The organism is Streptomyces sp. NPDC005963 (assembly GCF_040638655.1).
GTDB lineage: Bacteria > Actinomycetota > Actinomycetes > Streptomycetales > Streptomycetaceae > Streptomyces.
Genome location: NZ_JBEXVD010000006.1, coordinates 300,759 through 321,866, shown reverse-complemented (window position 1 = coordinate 321,866; position 21,108 = coordinate 300,759). Strand labels below are relative to the sequence as shown.

19 protein-coding genes and 1 riboswitch are annotated in these 21,108 nt (G+C 69.1%); of the genes, 4 read left to right on the top strand and 15 right to left on the bottom strand.

The features are described 5' to 3' along the window. Positions 1-49: 49 nt before the first annotated feature. From ABZ348_RS12700 to ABZ348_RS12690, 3 genes are read left to right on the top strand one after another with little or no spacing between them, the layout of a single operon-like run. Positions 50-865, top strand: a complete 816-nt coding sequence (locus ABZ348_RS12700; RefSeq protein ID WP_358932240.1) for an STM4013/SEN3800 family hydrolase — start codon at positions 50-52, stop codon at positions 863-865. After that, positions 862-2,232 (top strand): STM4012 family radical SAM protein, encoded by a 1,371-nt coding sequence (locus ABZ348_RS12695; protein ID WP_358932153.1) that lies wholly within the window; start codon positions 862-864, stop codon positions 2,230-2,232. Before ABZ348_RS12700 ends, ABZ348_RS12695 begins: the two co-directional genes overlap by 4 nt. Positions 2,233-2,240: 8 nt before the next feature. Beyond that, positions 2,241-3,104, top strand: coding sequence for an STM4011 family radical SAM protein (locus tag ABZ348_RS12690; RefSeq protein ID WP_358932151.1), 864 nt, complete (start codon positions 2,241-2,243; stop codon positions 3,102-3,104). Positions 3,105-3,236: 132 nt separating this feature from the next. On the opposite strand, the gene ABZ348_RS12685 is transcribed toward ABZ348_RS12690, so the two are convergent. Continuing rightward, positions 3,237-4,001: an SGNH/GDSL hydrolase family protein gene (locus ABZ348_RS12685; RefSeq protein ID WP_358932149.1), complete on the bottom strand. Its 765-nt coding sequence runs from the start codon at positions 3,999-4,001 to the stop codon at positions 3,237-3,239. A 229-nt stretch (positions 4,002-4,230) separates the two neighbouring features. Then, positions 4,231-5,232 carry a peptidoglycan DD-metalloendopeptidase family protein gene (locus ABZ348_RS12680; protein ID WP_358932147.1) on the bottom strand — a complete coding sequence of 334 codons (1,002 nt, stop codon included), beginning with the start codon at positions 5,230-5,232 and terminating at the stop codon, positions 4,231-4,233. A gap of 3 nt (positions 5,233-5,235) precedes the next feature. After that, a riboswitch (cyclic di-AMP (ydaO/yuaA leader) is annotated at positions 5,236-5,421 on the bottom strand. Between the two features lie 410 nt (positions 5,422-5,831). On the opposite strand from ABZ348_RS12680, the gene ABZ348_RS12675 reads away from it, so the two are divergent. Next, positions 5,832-6,644, top strand: a complete 813-nt coding sequence (locus ABZ348_RS12675; protein ID WP_358932145.1) for a tyrosine-protein phosphatase — start codon at positions 5,832-5,834, stop codon at positions 6,642-6,644. A 210-nt stretch (positions 6,645-6,854) separates the two neighbouring features. Here ABZ348_RS12675 and ABZ348_RS12670 read toward each other — a convergent pair whose 3' ends face one another. The 13 genes from ABZ348_RS12670 to ABZ348_RS12610 all read right to left on the bottom strand — a co-directional run bounded on the left by ABZ348_RS12670 (position 6,855) and on the right by ABZ348_RS12610 (position 21,083). Next, positions 6,855-7,046 carry a DUF6126 family protein gene (locus ABZ348_RS12670; protein ID WP_358932143.1) on the bottom strand — a complete coding sequence of 64 codons (192 nt, stop codon included), beginning with the start codon at positions 7,044-7,046 and terminating at the stop codon, positions 6,855-6,857. Positions 7,047-7,105: 59 nt separating this feature from the next. Further along, entirely contained in the window at positions 7,106-7,726 is a 621-nt protein-coding gene (locus ABZ348_RS12665) for an XRE family transcriptional regulator (RefSeq protein ID WP_358932141.1), read from the bottom strand. 64 nt (positions 7,727-7,790) lie between these two features. Next, the gene (locus tag ABZ348_RS12660) at positions 7,791-9,209 is read right to left on the bottom strand and encodes an aspartate aminotransferase family protein (RefSeq protein WP_358932139.1); all 1,419 of its coding nucleotides are present in this window, start codon (positions 9,207-9,209) and stop codon (positions 7,791-7,793) included. A 201-nt stretch (positions 9,210-9,410) separates the two neighbouring features. Continuing rightward, a complete protein-coding gene (gene hpnH / locus ABZ348_RS12655) occupies positions 9,411-10,433 on the bottom strand; it encodes an adenosyl-hopene transferase HpnH (RefSeq protein ID WP_358932137.1) in 1,023 nt (340 codons plus the stop codon). A 5-nt stretch (positions 10,434-10,438) separates the two neighbouring features. Then, on the bottom strand, positions 10,439-11,218 hold the full coding sequence (locus tag ABZ348_RS12650) for a 1-hydroxy-2-methyl-2-butenyl 4-diphosphate reductase (protein ID WP_358932135.1): 780 nt from the start codon (positions 11,216-11,218) through the stop codon (positions 10,439-10,441). Continuing rightward, positions 11,211-13,244 carry a squalene--hopene cyclase gene (shc, locus tag ABZ348_RS12645; RefSeq protein ID WP_358932133.1) on the bottom strand — a complete coding sequence of 678 codons (2,034 nt, stop codon included), beginning with the start codon at positions 13,242-13,244 and terminating at the stop codon, positions 11,211-11,213. Before shc ends, ABZ348_RS12650 begins: the two co-directional genes overlap by 8 nt. 148 nt (positions 13,245-13,392) lie before the next feature. Then, positions 13,393-14,460: a polyprenyl synthetase family protein gene (locus ABZ348_RS12640; protein WP_358932238.1), complete on the bottom strand. Its 1,068-nt coding sequence runs from the start codon at positions 14,458-14,460 to the stop codon at positions 13,393-13,395. A gap of 38 nt (positions 14,461-14,498) precedes the next feature. Continuing rightward, positions 14,499-15,965 (bottom strand): hydroxysqualene dehydroxylase HpnE, encoded by a 1,467-nt coding sequence (gene hpnE, locus ABZ348_RS12635; protein ID WP_358932131.1) that lies wholly within the window; start codon positions 15,963-15,965, stop codon positions 14,499-14,501. Between the two features lie 130 nt (positions 15,966-16,095). Continuing rightward, on the bottom strand, positions 16,096-17,046 hold the full coding sequence (gene hpnD / locus ABZ348_RS12630) for a presqualene diphosphate synthase HpnD (RefSeq protein WP_358932129.1): 951 nt from the start codon (positions 17,044-17,046) through the stop codon (positions 16,096-16,098). Continuing rightward, positions 17,043-17,966: a squalene synthase HpnC gene (hpnC, locus tag ABZ348_RS12625; protein WP_358932127.1), complete on the bottom strand. Its 924-nt coding sequence runs from the start codon at positions 17,964-17,966 to the stop codon at positions 17,043-17,045. The genes hpnD and hpnC overlap by 4 nt, the downstream gene beginning before the upstream one ends. Before the next feature lie 458 nt (positions 17,967-18,424). Next, complete coding sequence (locus ABZ348_RS12620; RefSeq protein WP_358932125.1) at positions 18,425-19,213, bottom strand: ABC transporter ATP-binding protein; 789 nt, start codon at positions 19,211-19,213, stop codon at positions 18,425-18,427. Further along, complete coding sequence (locus ABZ348_RS12615; protein ID WP_358932123.1) at positions 19,206-20,135, bottom strand: ABC transporter permease; 930 nt, start codon at positions 20,133-20,135, stop codon at positions 19,206-19,208. Before ABZ348_RS12615 ends, ABZ348_RS12620 begins: the two co-directional genes overlap by 8 nt. A 102-nt stretch (positions 20,136-20,237) precedes the next feature. Beyond that, entirely contained in the window at positions 20,238-21,083 is an 846-nt protein-coding gene (locus ABZ348_RS12610) for a glycosyltransferase (protein ID WP_358932236.1), read from the bottom strand. Positions 21,084-21,108: the final 25 nt, after the last annotated feature.

Below are 21,108 nucleotides of genomic sequence, written 5' to 3'. Positions count from 1 at the left end.
CCTGCCTCCACCGCTCGGCGAGGAGGCGGCCCGGTGCGACGATCCGGACATGAACGAGGTCGTGGGGCATGACGACATCCTGTTCATCACGGTGGACACCCTGCGCCACGACGTCGCGTCGGAGCTCTGCGCGGCGGGCCGCACGCCCCATCTCGCCCGGTACCTCCCTGGCGGCGCCTGGCAGCGGAGACATGCGCCGGGGAACTTCACCTATGCATCCCACCAGGCGATGTTCGCCGGGTTCCTCCCGACTCCGGCCGAACCCGGCCCCCATCCGAGGCTCTTCGCCGCACGGTTCACAGGGAGCGAGACGACCGAGGGGAGAACGTTCGTCTTCGACACGCCCGACCTCGTCTCCGGGCTCGCCGAAGCCGGGTACCGCACGGTGTGCATCGGCGGCGTCGGCTTCTTCAACCAGCAGGGTCCGCTCGGTTCGGTGCTGCCGGGTCTGTTCCAGGAGAGCCACTGGGAGCCGGAGTTCGGGGTGACCTCACCCGTGTCGTTCCAGGCCCAGATCGAGCGTGCCGAAGGCGTCATCGGCGCGCTGCCGTCGGATCAGCGGCTGTTCCTCTTCGTCAACGTGCCCGCACTGCACCAGCCCAACTGGTTTCATCTGCCGGGTGCGACCAAGGAGACCGGAGACACCCGCGAGTCCCATGCGGCGGCCCTGGAGTACGTGGACCGCCACATCGAACGGCTCTTCTCGGTGGTTCGCAGGCGCCGCCGTTGTTTCGTCGTCATCTGTTCCGACCACGGCACCACCTACGGCGATGACGGCTACACCGGCCACCGCCTCGGCCATGAGGCCGTCTGGACCGTGCCGTACGCCCACTTCTTCCTTGAGTCCGCCGAGGCCCCCGCATGAGCACTCCCCCGGTCGTTCCGCGCCCGTACCAGAGTTATGTCTACGCCTATCCGCACAAGACCGCCTACCGCAGGCTCACCGACCGTCCCCGTCTGAGCGACGCCTGGGCCGCGGAGCCCACCGACGCACTCTCGCTGTATCTGCACATCCCCTTCTGTGAGATCCGTTGTGGCTTCTGCAACCTCTTCACCCGGATCGGGGCTCCCGACGAACTCACCACGCGCTACCTCGATGCGCTCGACCGCCAGGCGAGCGCGGTGCGGGACGCACTGGGCGACAGCGCACCCGTGCGGTTCGCCGCTGCTGCCTTCGGAGGGGGCACGCCCACCTTCCTCACCGCCGGAGAGTTGGAGCGGCTCTGCGACATCGCCGAGAAGCGCATGGGCGCCGAGCTGACCGCGATACCCCTGTCCGTGGAGGCGTCGCCGGCCACGGCGACCGCCGATCGGCTCGCCGTCCTCGCCGAACGCGGCACCACCCGGCTCAGCATCGGCGTCCAGAGCTTCGACGACAAGGAGTCGAAGGCGGCCGTCCGGCCACAACGCCGAGCCGAGGTCGAGGCCGCACTCGGCCGCATCCGCGACGCGCGCATCCCCGTGCTGAACATCGATCTGATCTACGGCATCGACGGTCAGACCGAGGACAGTTGGCGTCGCTCACTCGATGCCGCGCTCGCCTGGCGGCCCGAGGAGCTCTACCTCTATCCGCTCTATGTGAGACCGCTGACCGGTCTGGACCGACGCACCCCGAGCGGTAGCGGAACGGAAGCCACCCCGCAGGGCACGGCCGGTGACGCCGCCTGGGACGAGCAGCGGCTCCGGCTGTACCGGCACGGCCGCGACCACCTCGTCGACCAGGGCTACGAGCAGGTCTCGATGCGGATGTTCCGCCGGCCGGACGCACCCGCCCAGGGCGCGGACGACTATGCGTGCCAGACCGACGGGATGATCGGGTTGGGCTGTGGAGCCCGTTCCTACACGTCCGAGTTGCACTACTCCTTCGACTACGCAGTACGGCCCGGGGAAGTGCGTTCCATCATCGACGACTACACGCGGACCGAGGACTTCGACCGTGCGGAGTTCGGCTACCGCATCAATGTGACGGAAGCCCGCCGCCGTCACCTCCTGCAATCCCTGCTCCAGGCCGAGGGCATGGACACGGCCGACTACCGGGAGCGGTTCCAGTGCGATCCCGCCGATGACTTCGCCGCAGAGTTGAACCGCTTCACCGCACTCGGTTGGTTGGAGCCGCACACATCGGGTCGGCTGAAGCTCACCCCGGAGGGGCTGGCTCATTCGGACGCACTGGGGCCGGAGCTCTTCTCCCCCACGGTACGGACGGCCATGGCACGGTACGAGTCGAAGTGAGCGGCCCCATGGATCTGACACTGCTCTACCGCGGCCCGCTGGCCTCCTGTGACTACGACTGCCCCTACTGTCCCTTCGCCAAGCGCCGCGACACCCCGGAGCAACTGCGCACCGATCGGGCAGCGCTGGAACGATTCACCACCTGGGTGTCCCATCAGCGCGACGATCGGTTGTCGGTCCTGTTCACACCGTGGGGCGAAGGGCTTGTGCGCTCCTGGTACCGACGTGCCCTCATCGAACTGTCCCGGCTGCCGCAGGTGCGTAGGGTGGCGATCCAGACCAATCTCAGCTGCCGCACCGACTGGCTCGCCGAAGCCGACCTCACCGCTCTCGCACTGTGGTGCACCTACCATCCAGGGCAGACCCCCTACGAGCGGTTCCTCGGCAAGTGCGAGGAGTTGGCCCGACTCGGCGTCCGGTTCAGTGTGGGCATCGTCGGCGTACCGGAGCACCTCGACCACGCGCGTCAACTGCGCGCAGCACTGCCCGACCACATCTACCTCTGGGTCAATGCGGCAGAGGGCCACACCTACTCGGACGCCGAAGCGGCCAAGTGGACGGACCTCGACCCCCTCTTCTCCTACAGTCGCCGTGCCCACCCGTCCGCCGGGCTGCCCTGTCGGACCGGGGAGTCGGTCGTCTCCGTCGACGGCGACGGCACGGTACGGCGCTGCCACTTCGTCGCCACGGAGTTGGGCAACCTCTACGACGGTTCCTACCGCGAGGCGCTGCGTCCGCGCCCGTGTCCGCTGGCGGTGTGCGACTGCCACATCGGCTATGTGCATCTGGAGTCGCTTCCGCTGTACGACGTCTTCGCCGGAGGGGTGCTGGAGCGGATCCCGGCCTCGTCCGCCCCTGCTCGGAAGGGATGAGTCCGTCGAGGGGACCTCGCGGTACGGGGACGGGGCCGTCACATCGATCGTCCGGTCCCGCAGTCGTTGCCACGCGCGGACCTGGTACGGAACCGCCCAGGGTTCCAGCAGCCGGGTGGGGGCGTCGACCGTCTACAGCGGTAGCAGATCGGGCCGTTTGGCTTCGATGTGGTCGCCCGAACTCTCGCCGCGCAACCTGCGGCCGATCCAGGGCGCCAGATGCTCGCGCGCCCAGTAGATGTCGTCCCGTCGCACCTCCAGCGTCCCGCGCCGCGGTAGCGGGGGCCAGGGCTGGTCGGGGTCGGTGGTGACATCGAGTCCCAGCACCTGGGCGGCGCGCACCGCCACCCGGGCATGTCCTTCGGGCGACAGATGGAGCCGATCGGTGTCCCAAGCACGCGGGTCCTGGACCGACTTCAAGGACCAGAGGTCGAGTACCGGACAGCCGTGGCGGTCGGCGATCGCCCGGACATGGGCGGTGTACGTGGCGACCTTGCCTCGCAAATGACGCAACACGGGCATTCTCCGGGTGTCGAAGCCGGTGGTCACCATCACCGTGCCCACCGCGCTCGTGAGGTCCGCGATCGCCCGCTCCAGACGCTCGGCGACGTCGTCGGGGTCGCTGCCTGGTCGGATGATGTCGTTCCCCCCTGCACAGAACGTCACCAGATCGGGGGCGAGTTCCTTCGCGCGGGGCACCTGTTCGGCAACGATCTGGTCGAGGAGCCTGCCGCGTACGGCGAGGTTGGCGTAGCGGAAGGTGTGTTCTGGCATTCCGTCACCGAGGAGTGCGGCGAATCGATCCGCCCAACCGATGAAGGTTCCGTCCGAACCGGGGTCCCCGACCCCTTCCGTGAAGCTGTCGCCGATCGCCGCGTACGACGCGAATGTATTCATGCTCCCTGTTCCCGAATCGCCTGCCACGATCACTCATCTTGACCTCCGCGATGTGACCTACGCGACCGTAAGGAGGGGTTGACGCCGGGTGATCTATGCCACCAGGGAATCGGGGCGCTCAAGGGAATACACGGAAGTCCCCGTTTCGCGGCGACGAAACGGGGACTTCTCGGTGTTCATGGCACCGGGGGTCGTCGAGGACCTCCGGCGCCCGTGACGGGCGACTCGATCAGAGGGAGACGCCGTGCTGACGCAGGTACGACACCGGGTCGACGTCGGAGCCGTAGCCGGGGCCGGTACGGATCTCGAAGTGGAGGTGCGGGCCGCTGGAGTTGCCGGTGGAGCCGACCTGTCCGATCTGCTGGCCACCGCTCACGCTCTGCCCCGCGGAGACCGAGAGGGAGGACATGTGGGCGTACTGGGAGTACTTGCCGTCGGTGTGCTGGATGACGACCTCGTTGCCGTAGGCGCCGCTCCAACCCGCGGAGACGACGGTGCCGGGGCCGACCGACTTCACGGTGGTGCCGGTGGGCGCCGCGAAGTCGATGCCGGTGTGGTAGCCGCTGGACCACATGGCGCCCGAGATCCGGTAGGAGGTGCTGACGCCGACGCCCGAGAGCGGGCCGGTCCAGCCCGAGCCGGTGGCCTCGGTGGCGGAATCGTCGCTGGTGGAGGTCTGGGCGGCGGAGGACTGGGCGGCCGGAGCCGCAGCCTCCTTCTTGACCTCGGCCTTGGCTTCGGCCTTGGCGGGCCGCTCCTGCTTGGGCTCGGGCTGCGGCTCCGCCTTGCTCTTGGCCTTGGTCTCGGTCGGAGCCGCGGGCTTGCTCTCGGCGGCCTTGGACTCGGTGGCGGATGCGCCGCCGATGGTGAGCTTGAGGCCGGGGTGGATCAGCGAGGGGTTGTCGCCGACCGCTTCGCGGTTGTCGGCGTAGAGCTGCTGCCAGCCGCCGTCGACCCGGTGCTCCTGGGCGATCTTGGACAGGTAGTCGCCCGCGACGACCCGGTAGCTGACCGGGGTGGCGGTCCGCTCGGCGGGCGCAGCGGCAGGTGTGGCGGCGGCGTTCGCCGAGGCGACCACGGGGGCCGCGACGGGTGCGGTGCGCTCGGCGGCGAAGGCACCCGAGGCGCCCATCAGCGGCAGGGCGATGGCTGCGCCACCGGTGCCGGCAGCGACGAAACCGCGGGTGATGGTGCTGGTCCTGGTACGGCGGTGCTTACCCTTTGCGGGCATGGCGCATTTCCTCTCCGGCGCCTACGAGGTGAGCTGTCGGGTTCGAGCTGGAGATGCCCGGCCGCGCTTGTGCGCGACTTCACCCCAAGCCGTCCGGAAATCCGGGATCGGCGTACTACCTGGGTCCCCCGCTCCTGCCACGCGTGGATGTGGATGAATTCCGGTCGGCGGCAGGATTAGGCGATCCGTCCGGAGTTCCGTGACCGTAATCGAGCCCTCTTGAGGCAAACAAGCCGGGCCTTTTTCTGATCAATGACAAAGGTCATAGAGGGCAGAATTTCCCGTAACACTCCGTGGACGGCGAATGGCCAACTCCCCCACCGCTTTGGGAATCCTGTCACGCCCCACCGCCACTGAGGGTCACCACTATGATCCCGCTCACGAGATGGCCTTCGAACATTTAGCAGGAAGGACATCAAGCCACCGAAGCCCCCATTTCGGACAGAAGCATCTATTGCGCCAATCGCACAGAATGAGTGGAACAATCAGTTCTCAGGAGAGATCACACAACATGATCGTCTGACGAACGGATGTCGTATCGTCGAGAACACGCCAACGTCGGCGAGCGGCGCCGACGGCAGTGACCCTCAGGAGCCTCCGTGACGCAGCAGCTGCCGCAGGTCCCGTCGATCGAGCCGGAGCTGTCCGGGGTGCGAAACTTCCGGGACGTGGGCGGGCTCCCGACCCTGGACGGTCGTCGGGTGCGGCAGGGTCGACTGTTCCGCAGTGGCCACCTCGCCCATGCGACCGGAAGCGACGCGGCGTTCCTGTCCTCCCTGGGGCTCCACACCATCTTCGACTTCCGCAATGCGGCGGACATGCTGCTCGAAGGTCCGGACATCGCCCTCCAGGGCGTACGCAACCTCAATCTCCCGCTCAGCGACCCGGCGGACGGTGCGGAGTTCTGGCAGATGGTGCGCGACGGGGACATCGAGCAGTTGCGGTCCATCCTGGGAGACGGCCAGGCAGCCGCACGAATGTCCGACACCTATCGGATGATCATCAGGGACCGCACCGACGAGCACAGCAGGGTGCTGCACGCCCTCGCCGAAGACAGCGTTCCCGCCCTGATGCACTGCGCTGCGGGCAAGGACCGGGCGGGGCTCTCCATAGCCGTATCGCTCCTGGCGGTCGGCGTGGAGCGGGACGCGATCGAAGCGGACTACCTGAAGTCCAACGACCCGCACCGTCGGTATCGGGTGCGGCGCAGCGACGAATCACCGGCCGGGATGTCACCGGAAGTGATGGAGTTGCTCAGCCCGCTCTTCGACGCGCGGAGGGAGTACCTCCACACCGCGTTCGAAACCATCGACCAGACGTGGGGCGGCACCGAGCGCTATCTCACCGAGGGGCTGCGGATCACTCCCGAGACACGGGAGCGGCTGCGCCATCGACTCCTCGACGAGGTCTGACCTGCACGGTAGACGTCGGGCGGTACGGGGTGGAAGCGCCAGGAGCTGGGACGTTCGTCCGCTGCCGGCACTCGTGGACCCCTCGTCGCTCGACGATTCCCCGTGGGTCGTCAGCCGCCGAAAGCGGGACCGGGACCCATGAGGCCCCCTTGAGAACCCTTGACGTCCTCGGCCGGCTGCGTCGGACTACTGCGCCCCCATGAGCGGTCGCTACTTGGCGCCCATCTCGAAGAGGAGGTAGAGGAAGCCCGCGAACACATGGCCGGCGATCAGATAGGCGAAGAGGCGCACCCAGATCCCGCGCGGGAACCGGCCGTTCTCCTTGCCCTTCTTGGTCGCTGCGGCGTGGGCGGCGGCGCTGTCGGCGACTGCGTTCTCGGGTGCGGTGGGGTTCTCTGACATGACGGTCCTCTCGACTTCCGGTCTTTCCGGGGCTCGTTCCGGGCAGGCGCTCGGCTGGATCAGATGTGCGGATAGAGGTCGGGGCTCTGGAGCAGGGTGTGGACGAACAGCATCTCGGCGCCCTCACGCGTGGCCGCGGCGATGCGGTGCGGGGTGAGGGAGTCGTAGTGCGCACTGTCGCCGGGTCCCAGTTCGTGCACGGCCTCACCGAGGCTGAGGCGAAGTCGCCCGTCTAGGACGTAGAGCCACTCCTCGCCCGGGTGGACCCGTACCAGTTCGCCCTGGGCGCCGTACGGGACTATCAGCCGTAGCGGCTGCATGGCCCGCCCGGGCGTTCCGACCTGGTGGTACGTCCAGCCGTCGGCCATGGCGGGCTCGCGGACGCCGGCCCTGATGACCGGGTCGCGCTCGGGTGCGAGCTCGCCGAGGAGCTCGGCGATGGTCGTACCGTAGATGCGGGCCAGGGAGAGCAGCATCGGCAGCGAGGGCTGGCGGCGGCCGGTCTCCAGGCGGGACAGGTGCGCGGGTGAGAGCCCGGCGCGCTGGGCCGCTGCTTCGAGGGTGAGCCCCCGCCTGCGGCGCAGGTCGCGCAGTTGCGGCGCCACGTCCGGCAGCTCGGCCGGTGGCTCTCCGACCCGGGTTCGAAGGTCCGGGGGGTGGCCCCCGGGAGGACTCTGCATGGGTCCATTGCGCCAGGAAAGTACCTCTGAGGCAAGTTTCGTGCCTCAGAGGCAAAAAGCCAGCTCAGCGGTTGGCTACGGCCTGCTTGACCAGGGTCCTGCCGAAGTCCCACATCAAACCGCCCCCGGCGTGGGCGTCCTCCATGACCGCGGTGAAGCCGGCCAGGAACCGGTCCACCTCGCGCTCGCCGATCGTCAGGGGAGGAATCAATTTGATCACCTCCATCCGGTCCCCGGAGACCTGGGTCAGGATCCGGTGCCGTTCCAGCAGCGGGACGGCCACCATCTGGGCGAACAGGCCCTTGCGCGCGGCTTGCAACACGGTCCAGCGGCTGCGCAGGGCCAGGGATTGGGGGCGCCCGAACTCGATCCCGATCATCAGTCCCCGCCCGCGCACCGCGTGCAGGAACTCGTAGCGACCCACCAGTGCGGCCAGCCGGGACCGCAGCAGGTCCCCGGTCGCCCGGGCGTTGGCCACGATCTGCTCATCCTCGATGACCGAGAGGACCGCGAGACCGGCCGCCATCGCCTGGGCGTTGGAGCCGAAGCTCGCCGAGTGCACCAGCACCCGGTCCATGGAGGAGTAGACCTTCTTGAAGATCCAGTCCTTGCCGATGGTCGCCCCCACCGGCACATAGCCACCGGAGAGCGCCTTCGCCACGCACACCAGGTCGGGTTCCACCCCTTCCTCGTGCTGATGGGCGTAGAAGTCACCGGTCCTCCCGAGACCGGTCTGCACCTCGTCGACGATCAGCAGCGCCCGGTGTCGGTGGAGGAGCTCCTGGGCGGCGCGCAGGAAGCCCGGCGGGGACTCGTGGACGCCCTTCCCCTGGATGGGCTCCACGATGAGGGCGGCCACATCGCCCGTGCGCAGTTCCCGTTCCAGCGCGTCGAGGTCGCCGAGGGCGATCGCGGTGTCGGGCAGGAGCGGGGCGAAGCCATCGCGGAAGCCCGCTTCCCCGTTGACGGAGAGGGAGCCGGTGGTCAGCCCGTGGAAGGCGTGGTCACAGTAGAGGACCCGTGGGCGTCCGGTGGCGTACCGGGCGAACTTCAGGGCCGTCTCCACCGCCTCCGTGCCGCTGTTCCCGAAGAACACCCGATCGAGATGGGGGCTGTGGGTGAGGAGCTTCTCGGCGAGCAGTCCCGGCAGGGGCGGGCAGTCGAAGCGGGTCAGGTCCGCCAACGAGGCGTCGAGCACGTCGTGCATCGCCTTACGGACGACGGGGTGGTGGCGGCCGAGCCCCATCACTCCGAAGCCGGCGAGCATGTCGAGGTAGTCCCGCCCCTCGGCGTCCCAGAAGTACGCGCCTTCGGCCCGCTGGTAGACCTTGTCGAATCCGATGGTCCGCAACATGCGCGGGAGTTGTGGGTTGAGGTGGCGTTCGTGCAGGGCGTAGCGTTCGGCGCCGCGGGCGGCGAGCAGGGCCGTCAGGTCGAAGCCGGTGGGGCGCGACCCGTTCGCCGCGGACGGCGGATCGGTCATGGGGTGGTCTCCTTCACTGGCGGCGCCGTGGGGACGGAACCGACACCGACCAGGTCGGTCCAGGTCGGTGCGGCGGCGCACCGCCCCCTGGTTCTCGGCCGCACCGCGTCCACGGGCGACCTGCTGATCGACCGCGCGAGACCGAGGCGGGAGCCGTTTCGGCCGGCGGTCCCGATGGTGTGGTGCTCGCGCGGTCGATCGCTATCCGCGGTTGCCCGACATCGTTTCGCGCGCAGCGCGCAGGGATTCCTTCAGCGAGCCCATGGTGGCGAGCACCGCGGTGGGTTCGTATCCGCAGTGGGCCATGCAGTTGGCGCAGCGCGGGTCCTTGCCCCGGCCGTACTTCTCCCAGTCGGTCTCCTCGATCAGTTGGCGGTAGCTGGGCACGTAGCCGTCGCTCATCAGGTAGCAGGGCCGCTGCCAGCCGAACAGCGAGTAGTTGGGGATCGCCCACGCCGTGCAGGGGAAGTCGACCTTGCCCTCCAGGAAGTCGAGGAAGAGCGGCGAGTGGTTGAGGCGCCAGCGCCTTCGGTTGCCGTCGGCGAAGGTCTTCCGGAAGAGTTCTCGGGTCTGCTCGACGCCCAGGAAGTGTTCCTGGTCGGGGGCCTTCTCGTAGGCGTACGCGGGCGAGATCATCATCTCGTCGACCTGGAGGTCGTCGTTCAGGTAGTTCAACACCTCGATGATGGTCTGGGGGGTGTCGGTGTTGAAGAAGGTCGAGTTGGTGGTGACGCGGAAGCCACGGCGTTGGGCTTCCTTGATGGCTGCCACGGCCTCGTCGAACACTCCTTCCTTGGCCACCGATTCATCGTGCCGCTCCCGCAAGCCGTCGATGTGAACGGCGAAGGCGAAGTACCGGGACGGTGTGAACTTCTCGATCTTCTTGCGGAGCAGCATCGCATTGGTGCAGAGGAAGACGTACTTCTTCCGGGCCACCAACTGGCGTACGATCTCGTCGATCTGAGGGTGCATCAGAGGCTCGCCGCCGGCGATGGACACCATCGGGGCACCGGACTCCAGCACCGCCCCGACCGCCTGCGCCACCGGCATCCGCTGCTTGAGCACACCGGCCGGGTGCTGGATCTTGCCGCACCCTTCGCAGGCGAGGTTGCAGGCGTAGAGCGGCTCCAGTTCGACGATCAGCGGAAACTTCTCCCGCCTGCGAAGCTTCTGTTCCAAGAGATAGGTTCCGACGCGGATGGTCTGGCGGAGCGGCATGGCCATCTAGCTCACCTCCGGGGGAGCAGCAGAGAACGGTGCCATTCATGAAATGCGGGAAGTACGGCACGAAGAACATGGAAAGCCGATATTCCACCGCGGACCGTGCCAATGCGGACCAGCTCATGCTCTGGGGCGTCCACGACCACCCGGACGGCGGCAACCGGGCGGGGCCCGACGGCCAGGGCCGTGCGCAAGCTGACCGCCGACTCCATGTCCACGGCGATCGCTCCCCCGGCGTGCAGGGCCGCCCGTTCGGGTCCGCGGACGATGTGCGCCGAGCCGATGAGCACCCCGGTGTGGACCTGACGGCCGGGGACCGCCCGCGCGACCGCATCGGCGAGGGCCGAGGTCTCGGTGCAGGGGGTGTCAGCGTCCGCACCGGTGGCGTGTTCGGCTCCCCGGGTCCGGGTGGCCACCACCAGGTCACCGGGACGCATGTCGGGCGCGAGACCCGCGCAGAAGCCGGAGGCGATGACGGCCGCCCCGCGCAGACAAGGGTCGGCGAGCGCGGCCCCGACACCGCGTGCGGCGTTCACAGGTCCCATTCCGGTGCGCAGGACGGTCGCCCGGCCCTGCACACCGCGCGCACCGGCGCGCAGCGCCAGTCTCTCGATGGCCAGTGCACAGACGATCAGCAGGGGCCCGTCGGACGGCTCCGGGTGCCCGCCCGGTTCGGGCGCGGACGAGGAGGCATCGGGGGTTTCGGCCGCCCCGGTGTGTTGGGGTGGCGGACAGGCTGCCGGGCCGGGGTCCGGGACGTACGGCGACGGGCCCGGGGAGTCAGCCATGGGTGCGCTCCGGGGAGAGGCCGGCGAGCACCGGTTCGCCCCTGACGTACCGACCGAGCGCGGTCAGCGGAAAGACCTGCCGGTACAGGTGGTAGTTGATGGAGAAGTCCCAAGGGAAGCCGGTGCCGGTGAAGTACGGCTCGTCCCAGGAGCCGTCGGAGCGTTGTGTTCCGGTGAGCCAGGCGACACCCCGCTCGACCGTCTTGTTCTCCCGCTCCCCGGCCGCCAGCAGGGCGAGCAGGGCCCACGCCGTTTGCGACGCGGTGGAGGCGCCCTTGCCGATGTACTCCTCCTCGTCGTAGGAGCGCAGGTCCTCGCCCCAGCCGCCGTCGTCGTTCTGTACGGATTCGAGCCAGCGCACCGCACGACGGACGGCGGGATGCGAGGTGGGCATCCCTGCTGCGATCAGGGCGGGCACCACCGAGCCCGTACCGTAGATGTAGTTGACGCCCCACCGGCCGAACCAGGCGCCGGTGGGCTCCTGTTCGGCGAGGAGCCAGTCGATGCCGCGTCGGGTGCGGGGGTCGTCGGTCCTGCCCTCGTAGGCCATCATCTCGACGACGTGCGCGGTCACATCGGCGGACGGCGGGTCGATGACCTCACCGAAGTCACAGAAGGGCAGCCGGTTCGGCAGGGGGCTGGTGTTGTCCGCGTCGAAGGCACCCCACGCCCCATTCTTGGACTGCATGCCGAAGGTCCAGCGCGTCGCACGGGCGATGGCGCCCTCCACCCGCATCGGATCGGGATGACGCACCCGGCGCAGGGCGAGGACGACCTCGGCGGTGTCGTCGATGTCGGGGTAGTTGTCGTTGTGGAACTCGAACGCCCAACCACCGGGGGCGAGTTGTGGTCGCCGTACCGTCCAGTCGCCGGGCCGTACGACCTCCTCGCCGAGCATCCAGTCAGCCGCGCGGACCAAGGCGGGGTGGTCGGCGGGCAGTCCTGCATCCGCGAGGGCCACGGTCGCAAGGCAGGTGTCCCACACAGGCGACTGGCACGCCTCGACCATGCGGACGGACCCACCGGCGTCACCGTGCTCCTCGCGCCACACGGCGAAGCGGTCCAGGGACTCCAGCCCGGCCCGCATGACGGGGTGGTCGATGTCGTAGCCGAGCAGGTGGAGGGCGATCAGCGAGTAGACCGCCGGCGGTTGGATGCCGCCCCAGCACCCGTCGTTCTCCTGGCGCTCGACGATCCACCGCGCAGCGGCGTCCATCGCCGCCCGCCGCAGCCTCCTCGGAGCCACCTTGTGGTAGAGGTGCAGGGCCTTGTCCGCGCGTTGGAAGAAGCCGTCCCAGCTCAGGGCGGTGGCCAGCGGACGGGGCGGATTGGGTTGCCGGGCGTCGGTGTGGAGTTCGTCCAGTGTGAAGGGGGCCGGTCGGACCGGGCGCTTGGCCGAGACCACCGTGAGCGGCACGATGGTCTGGCGGGCCCAGCAGCCGAAGTCGTAGATGTTCAGGGGGAACCAGCGGGGCAGGAAGATCAGTTCCGGGGGCATCTCGGGCAGGTCGTCCCACTGCCACCAGCCGAACAGGGCCAGCCAGATCCTGGTGAACACCCGGGCGCCGGCGATCCCGCCGTGCCGTCGCACCCACGCGGAGGCGAGCACCATATGGGGCTCGTCGGGCCGATCACCGGCCAGTCGCAGCGCCACGTACGCCTCGATGGTCGCCGACAGATCACCCGGGCCGCGGTAGAAGGTGGTCCAGGCGCCGTCCTCGCGCTGCTCGGCGCGGATGTGACGGGCGGCGGCCTCGGTGGTGCGGGTGTCCCCGACGCCGAGGAACTGCCGCAGCAGCAGGTCCTCGGCGTCCATGGTCACATTGGTCTCCAGGTCGCCCTTCCACCAGCCCTCGGCGTCCTGTCTGCCGAGCAGGTGCTCGACGGAGAGGGCCACGGCCCGTCCCGCGGCCTCCAACACATCGTTGTCGCCGGGGCGCACGGGCACGTGGACTTCGGTCATCTCGCCGGCCGCAGCCGCGTGGGCCCGCACGGGCCCACCGCTTCCATCGGTCGTCGCTGTCATGGCTTCCCCTTCGGTGCAGTGGTGCGCTGAACTCTGCGGTGCTGGGGTTTCCGTCGACCGGCGGGCGGTTCAGATTCCGCTCACTGGCCGGCGACTGCCATGGATATGGGGGGCGGGGTGGGGATCATCTCTTTCGTGTCCTGCCGGACTATCGCTTCCGTACGACGACGAAATCGGCGAGCGCGATCAACTGCGCCCTGATGTGGGTGGGCATGTCGACGCCTGACAGTGCTTCGACGGCGATGGTGTGCTGCCGCCGTGCTTCCTGGGAGGTCCACTCACGGCCTCCGGCCTCTTCGATCAGGGCGGCCCGGGTGGCGAACTCCTCCTCGGAGAAGGTGTCGAAGTCATTGCTCTTGACGTCCGCGGCCAGCAGTTCCCCGAGGCGTCGGGAGGCCGGACCGCCTTCGGCGAGTGCGGCGACGACGGGCAGGGACTTCTTGCGCTGGCGCAGATCGCTCCACGTCTGCTTGCCGGTGGCGTCCGGGTCGCCCCAGATGCCGAGCAGGTCGTCGATCGCCTGGAAGGCGAGGCCGAGGTGGTAGCCGTACGACTCCAACGTGTCGGCGGTGCGGTCATCAGCACCGCCGAGCACCGCGCCGATGGACACCGCACAGGCGAGGAGGGCGCCCGTCTTGTTGCCCTCCATCTCCAGGCACTCCTCGACGGTGACGCGCTCGCGGTGCTCGTACGAGATGTCCTGCGCCTGGCCGTCGATGAGCTTGCGGGTGGCGCTGGTCAGCCGTCGCGTGGCGCGGCCGGCCTCCACGGTGCCGAGTTCCAGCAGGACCTCGTTGGCGAGCGCGAACAGGGCGTCTCCCACCAGGATGGCCTGGGCGGGCCCGTGGACCTTCCACACGGTGTCGCGGTGCCTGCGCTGTTCGTCGCCGTCCATCAGGTCGTCGTGCAGCAGCGAGAAGTTGTGCACCAACTCCACGGCGACGGCACCGGGGACGCCCACCTCGGCAGGAGCCCCCGCGGCCTCCGCCGAGAGCAGGGCGAGCGCCGGCCGTACGGCCTTCCCGCCGTCCCCGACGGACGGCCGTCCCTCGGCGTCGATCCAACCGAAGTGGTACGAGGCAACGGTGTCCATGGGTGCCGCTAGGCGGTCCACGGCAGCGCGCAGCACCGGTGTCGACAGGGCACGTCCGCGCTCCAGGAGCGCGGCGATGTCCACGCCTGCTGCGGTGTCATCAGCCGGATTCGCCGAAGGCACAGTCGGCACGGTCTCTCCTCTTGTTCCGGTAAACGGGCTCACGCCGCCTCCTTGAGCGGATGTTCATGGGGGCGGCCGAGGTCACGGAGGGCTGCACCCGCGGCGGTGAATCCGCTGCGCACGGCGCCCTCCATGGTCGCGGGCCAGCCGGTGGCGGTCCACGCGCCCGCAAGGTACAGGCCGGGCGCGCGGGTCGACGCACCGGGCCGCAATCGGCCGACGCCCGGAGCGGGGGCGAAGGTCGCCGTCCGCTCGCGGGTGACGAAGAAGTCCTCCACCCGGGCCTGCCGTGCGGGCGGCAGCAGCCGCTCCAACTCCGGTAGGTACCGGGCCCGCAGTTCGGCCACGGGTGCGTCGATCTCCTCCTGGGCCGCCGACTGGGAGATCGCCAGGTACTGGCCGTCCTTCAGCCCGGCGGCCTCGGTGCGGTCGAAGACCCACTGCACCGGGGAGCCGAGCGCGGTGAAGAACGGTCGGCGCAGCACCTTGCGGTCGTAGCGGACGTGCATGTTGAGGATGGGCGCGGTGGCGATGTCCAACAACCGGTCGGGGTTGGCGAGGGCTCCCTCGGGGAGCAGCGCGTGGGCCTCGCGCTGGGCTACGGCGAGCACCACGGTGTGGGCGTCGAGCCCCTCCCCGTCGATGTCGACGCGCCAGCCGCCGTCGCGTGCCGCGCGCAGCCCGCGGACCCGGGCGCCGGTCTCGACGCGCACGCCCGCCGAGTCCAGCGCCTTGCGGGCGAGGGTGTCGTGGAGGTCGCCGAGGGGCACCTGTGCCCAGCCGATGTCGGCGGCTCCGGGGTCGGAGAGCAGCCCGGTCTTGAAGACCATCGCCGCCAGGCCCGTGGAGGCGTTGGCCGCGGTGGCGTTCAAGGTGGCCACGCCCACGAGGTCCCAGAGGGCTTCGATGGCGCGCGGGGTCTGGCCGTGGCGCCCGAGCCAGGTCGCGAAGTCGATGCCGTCGAGCTCGGGGTCGGCGGGGTCGAGCCGACCCAGGGCGAGTGCGGCACGGCCGACGCTCGCCCGCTCCGCCAGGGAGAGGTGCGGGTAGGTCGCAAGACTGGCCGCGAGGTGCAGGGGCACGGGCAGTGCGGATCGACGCAGTCGCCCCAGCCGCGGTCCGGCGGATCGGCCCACGTCCAGTACGGGCACGTCCAGCCGGTCCTGGAGCGGCGCGAGGTGTGCGCCATCGACCCGGTCGAGGAACCAGCGGTAAGCGGTGCAGCAGCGCAGGTACACGTGCTGGCCGTTGTCGACGGTGAGGTCGCCGCGTTGGAAGGAGAAGGCGAGCCCGCCGAGCCGGGGGCGGCTTTCGAGGAGGGTGACCCGTAGTCCCGCGTCGGCGAGTTGCAGGGCGGTGGTGACACCGGCGAGCCCGCCGCCGATGACGACCGCGTGCCGCCCGCTCGCGGGGTCGTCCGACGGCGCTCGGTGACGGTCGCCGTCAGTGTGGCTGCCGCTGTCGGTGTGGCTGTCGCTGTCGGTGTGGCTGTCGATATCGGTCATGCTGTGGTCCCCCTGCTGCCCGTGGCGTACGGAGCGTCGACGGCGTACCTCGATGCATCGCGGGTCGGGGCGGACGGCCGCCCCGCGACCCCGCCGAAGGGGGTCGCGCCGGACGGTGTCGGCTGGTGCCTCATGGACGGCCCCGCAGGGTGTGGCGGCTGATGTGCCGGGTGTCCAGGCCCGAGAGGCCGCGCACCGCGACGTACGCCTTCTCCCGGCCCGGCAGGGAGACACGGCCGCGCAGGACGGCTTCCGGATCGCGTTCGATGCGGTCGAGCAGCCGTCGGTAGATGCCGGCCATCGCCGCGACGCACGCCCCGCTGCGCCGGTCGAGCATGGGGAGCAGTCGGTAGCCCTCGGCGAAGAGCGCGCGGGCGCGGCGGACTTCGTAGTGGATCAGCCCGGCGAAGTCGGATCCGGCGGGTGGGGTGGCCGTGGTGAAGCCGGCCGAGCAGCCGAACTTGGCGAGGTCGTCGGCGGGCAGATAGGTCCGCCCGTTGATGGCGTCCTCGCGGACGTCCCGGAGGATGTTGGTGAGTTGGAGGGCGAGGCCGAGGGTGTCCGCGTACTCGGCGGCGCGCTCGGTGCCGGACGTACCGGGCTGGGTGCCGAACACACCGAGGGAGAGGCGACCGATGGCCCCCGCGACACAACGGCAGTAGACCTTGAGGTCGTCCCAGGTCTCGTAGGTCTCGCCGCGGACGTCCATCAGTACGCCGTCGATGAGTTCGTCGAGACCGCCGAGGGGCAGCGGGAAGCGGCGCGCGGTGTCGGCGAGGGCGACGGCGACCGGGTCGGTGTCGTCTTCGGCGACGTCATCGCGCCGGATGCGGTCCAGGAGTTCCCGGGTGGCCTCCAGCCGCTTCTGCTTCTCCGTGGGGGCGAGCGTGCCGTCGCCGATGTCGTCGACGCGCCGGGAGAACGCGTACAGCGCGGACATCGCGAGTCGCTTGTCGGGCGGCAGCAGTCTGATGCCGTAGGCGAAGTTGCGTGCCTGCTGTCCGGTGACGGCCTCGCAGTAGCTGTACGCGGCCTGCACCGGGGCGGGCGCCCGTGTCGGTTGTTCCATGGTCCGGCTCACCCCTCTTTGCGTGCTCTTCGCAATACGGCTCCCACGTCGCGGAGCAGTTGTGTCCTGGCAGGTCTGGGCGGCCCGCCCAGTACGTCGTAGCGCGCGGATCGGATCGCGCCGATTGCGGCCCGTCCGCCGCCGGTGAATCCGGCGAGGAGGAGTCGCAGCCGGCCGCTCACGCTGGCGACGAGGGGGATCCCTTCGTCGAGCAGTTCGTCGGCCCGCTGGGCTTGGAAGGCGATCAGGGCGCGCACCGAGGCGTTCGCCGCGGGCGCCGCGAGGTCGGCCTCGGTGACGTGGAAGCGACGCATGTCATCGGCCGGCAGATAGATGCGGTCGCGGTGGAGGTCCTCGGCCACGTCCTGGAGGTGTTCGACGATCTGGAGCGCGGTGCAGACGGCATCGGAACGGCGCAGGCGTTCGGGGGTCGTGGTTCCGGTGAGCTGGAGCACGAGGTGTCCGACGGTGTTGGCGGACAGTTCGCAGTAGGAGAGGAGTTCGTCGTGGCTCGCGTACCGGTGGACGACCTGGTCGCGGCGGTTCGCCTCGATCAGTCCGAGGAACGGGTCGATCGTGAGGGACCGGGCGCGGACCGTCGCGGCGAGCGTGCGCAGGAGCGGGTGACGTGGTTCGTCCGCGGCGAAGACACGTCGTACGTCGCCTTCGAGTGCGTCGAGCATGACCAGTCGGTCGTCGGCGTCGGCGGGCGCGACGCCGAGCCATCGGGCGTCGGCACCGCCGGGCGCGAGATCGCCGTCGCCGATGTCGTCGACGAGTCGGGCGAATCCGTAGACGGCCATGAGGTCCGCGCGCCAGGCTCGCGGCAGGAAGAAGGGGGCGACGGGGAAGTTCTCTTCCGTCGCCTTGTCGAGGGTGGCGCGTACGGTGGGCACCGGAGGCGCTGCGGGGGTCTCTCGGGTAGCGGTCATACGTGGCTGCCAGGTGTGCGGACGGCGAAAGCCTCGTGGAGCTGGAGAATTCCGATCATTGCCGTCACATCTCCCGTTCTACACTGCCGACCCAATCCATCCTATTTCGGACACGCCGCCGGTCTTCGCGTCGACTGGAGGTCCGACCGCCGGGCGGGGCGTCGAGGACGTATCGCCCTACTTGCCGCGATTCAGCACTGGTACAGCTTACGTCGTACAACACCCGCTGATGCGCCGGGGCGTAGCGGCCATTACACGAACGTCGCATTATCAGCCAACCTTTCATTCAATGAACGGACTTGACCCGCTTCAGAGTTCCCGTCCACTGCGGCACGGGTCTTGACGGAGCCGCCCGTCCTCCGTTGTGAGGACGCGGGAAAGCCCCCGCCAGGATGACTAGGCGGGGGCCCTATCGGGGCCGGCCGACTGCCGGAACCGTTCCCACGGCTCTACCGCAGCTACTTGCCGGTCTCCTTCTCGTACGCCTTGAGCACCTCGTTGGTCGGGCCGTCCATCAGCAGTTCGCCCTTCTCCAGCCAGAGCACCCGATCACAGGTGTCCCGGATGGAGCCGAGGCTATGGCTGACCAGGAAGACCGTGCCGGCCTGCTTGCGCAGTTCCCGGATCCGCTGCTCGGAGCGGATCTGGAACTTCCGGTCACCGGTGGCCAGGGCCTCGTCGATCATCAGGACGTCGTGGTCCTTGGCCGCCGCGATCGAGAACCGCAGCCGCGCGCCCATGCCCGACGAGTACGTCCGCATCGGCAACGTGATGAAGTCGCCCTTCTCGTTGATGCCGGAGAAGTCGACGATGGACTGGTAGCGATCGCGGATCTGCTCACGGGACATGCCCATCGCCAGGCCGCCGAGGATGACGTTGCGCTCACCGGTGAGATCGCCCATCAGCGCGGCGTTCACACCCAGCAGCGAGGGCTGGCCGTCCGTGTAGACCTTGCCGCGTTCGGTGGGGAGCAGTCCGGCTATGGCCCGTAGCAAGGTGGACTTGCCCGAGCCGTTGGTGCCGATGAGACCGATGGCCTCACCGCGGTAGGCGGTGAAGGAAACACCGCGCACGGCGTGCACCGTGCGCACGCCCCGCTGCTGCTCCCCTTTCTTCTTGCGGCGCACGATGCGGCTCAGGGCGGCGGTTGCGCTGCCCTTGCCACCTCCTGCGCCGAGCACCCGGTAGACGATGTGGACATCGTCGGCGATGACGGTGGGGACCCGCTCAGTGTTGTTATCAGCCACGGCCGTACCGTTCTTCAGCCTTCCAGAAGTACACGAACCCGCAGACGCCGAACAGGACTGCCCAGCCGACGGCGAACGCCCAGACGTGGTCCGGCAGATTCGACGAGCCGTAGTCATCGATGAGCGCGAATCGGATGAGATCCATATAGATGGCCGCCGGGTTCCACTGGAGCAGATCGGCGATCCAGGCCGGCTTGTCCTCAAGCATGAGCGGAATGGAGAACATCACGCCGGACGCGTACATCCAGGTCCGCATGATGAACGGCATCAACTGGGCGAGGTCCGGCGTCTTGCTGCCGAGCCGGGCCATGATCAGCGCGAGGCCGGCGTTGAACACGAACTGGAGCACCAGCGCGGGGAGCACCAGCAACCAGGAGAGCTGGGGATAGCTGCCGAACCCGATCACGATCAGCAGCAGCACGATCATGGAGAACAACAACTGCTGGAGCTGCTGGAGCGCGAAGGACACGGGCAGGGAGGCCCGGGGGAAGTGCAGGGCGCGCACCAGACCGAGGTTGCCGGAGATGGAGCGCACACCGGCCATGACCGAACTCTGGGTGAAGGTGAAGACGAACACACCCGTCACCAGGAACGGGATGTAGACCTCGACCGCCATCCCCCGGTTGGCCTCCAGGATCAGGCCGAAGATCAGGAAGTAGACCAGGGCGTTGAGCAGCGGGGTGACGACCTGCCACAGCTGCCCCAGCTTGGCCTTGCTGTACTGGGCGGTGAGTTTGGCCTGCGAGAAGGCCAGGATGAAGTGCCGCCGGCCCCACAGCTGACGGACGTACTCGATCAGTCCCGGCCGGGCGCCGCTGACCGTCAGACCGTACTTGGTGGCGAGCTGCGCCGGAGACAGACCGTCGTCGGCCGATGGCCGGGCGGTCATCGTGATCGCGCCGTCATGGGTAGTGTCACTCACAAGTGGAAACTTTCGTCTTCGAGATGCGCGGCAGTTGGGGCGCGATACCCGGCCGTCGCCGGATGACCGGAGTGCGCCCGGTGCTCTCAAGGCCCAAGCTTGTCAGATCACCGGTGGTCGGCCCAGTCGGGTGAGCCGCCACACGGTACGCCACTTCATGGGCCGGCGGACACCGCACGGTGCCCGCCAACCCTCGGCGAATCCGCCCAGCCATGCCTTCAGCGCGGGCGCGGAAGGTCGCCGGGCGAATGTGAGGAGCACCCAGACGCCGAGATAGATCGGCACCAGGGGTGCAGGCAGGTTCCGGCGTGCCAGCCAGACCCGGTTGCGGGCCACCATACGGTGGTAGACCGCGTGCCGGGAGGGTGCCGTCGTCGGATGGTGCAGCAGCATGTCCGAGCGGTAGTCGATGGCCCATCCCGCGTCGAGGGCACGCCAGGCGAGGTCGGTCTCCTCGTGTGCGTAGAAGAACTCCGCCGGCAAGCCGCCGACCTCGGCGAACACCGCGGTGCGCACAGCGCTGGCACCACCGAGGAAGGTGGTCACGCGGGAGGAACGCATCGGGTCGGACGCGCGCAGCCTTGGCACGTGGCGCCGCTGGGTGGCGCCCGTCTGGGGATCTGCGATCCGGAAGCTGAGGATGCCGAGACCGGAGTCGGCGGTGAAGGCCTCGCGCACCGACTCGGCGGTGCCGGGGTCGGGCAGCAGTCCGTCGTCGTCGAGGAAGAGCAGCGCGTCCACCTCGGTTCCGGACGGTCCGAACGCCTCGATCCCGGCATTGCGACCGCCGGGGATGCCCAGGTTCTCCGGTAGCTCGACCGTCCGCACCCCTGCGGGCACGCCGGTCACCGGAGCTCCGTTGCCGACGACGACCACGCTGACGGGGTCGCCCTTCTGCTCGGCCACCGACTCCAGCAGGGCACGCAGATCCTCAGGGCGGTCACCCATGGTGATGACCACCGCGCCGAGCCGG

Bases quoted from the DNA above. Each gene is read 5' to 3' on its own strand.
- hpnC (WP_358932127.1), bottom strand. From the start codon at position 17,966: ATGACCGCTACCCGAGAGACCCCCGCAGCGCCTCCGGTGCCCACCGTA.
- hpnH (WP_358932137.1), bottom strand. From the start codon at position 10,433: ATGGCCATGCCGCTCCGCCAGACCATCCGCGTCGGAACCTATCTCTTG.
- ABZ348_RS12690 (WP_358932151.1), top strand. From the start codon at position 2,241: ATGGATCTGACACTGCTCTACCGCGGCCCGCTGGCCTCCTGTGACTAC.
- ABZ348_RS12685 (WP_358932149.1), bottom strand. From the start codon at position 4,001: ATGAATACATTCGCGTCGTACGCGGCGATCGGCGACAGCTTCACGGAA.
- ABZ348_RS12610 (WP_358932236.1), bottom strand. From the start codon at position 21,083: ATGGGTGACCGCCCTGAGGATCTGCGTGCCCTGCTGGAGTCGGTGGCC.
- ABZ348_RS12680 (WP_358932147.1), bottom strand. From the start codon at position 5,232: ATGCCCGCAAAGGGTAAGCACCGCCGTACCAGGACCAGCACCATCACC.
- ABZ348_RS12670 (WP_358932143.1), bottom strand. From the start codon at position 7,046: ATGTCAGAGAACCCCACCGCACCCGAGAACGCAGTCGCCGACAGCGCC.
- ABZ348_RS12665 (WP_358932141.1), bottom strand. From the start codon at position 7,726: ATGCAGAGTCCTCCCGGGGGCCACCCCCCGGACCTTCGAACCCGGGTC.
- ABZ348_RS12660 (WP_358932139.1), bottom strand. From the start codon at position 9,209: ATGACCGATCCGCCGTCCGCGGCGAACGGGTCGCGCCCCACCGGCTTC.
- ABZ348_RS12650 (WP_358932135.1), bottom strand. From the start codon at position 11,218: ATGGCTGACTCCCCGGGCCCGTCGCCGTACGTCCCGGACCCCGGCCCG.
- ABZ348_RS12695 (WP_358932153.1), top strand. From the start codon at position 862: ATGAGCACTCCCCCGGTCGTTCCGCGCCCGTACCAGAGTTATGTCTAC.
- hpnE (WP_358932131.1), bottom strand. From the start codon at position 15,965: ATGACCGATATCGACAGCCACACCGACAGCGACAGCCACACCGACAGC.
- ABZ348_RS12700 (WP_358932240.1), top strand. From the start codon at position 50: ATGAACGAGGTCGTGGGGCATGACGACATCCTGTTCATCACGGTGGAC.
- shc (WP_358932133.1), bottom strand. From the start codon at position 13,244: ATGACAGCGACGACCGATGGAAGCGGTGGGCCCGTGCGGGCCCACGCG.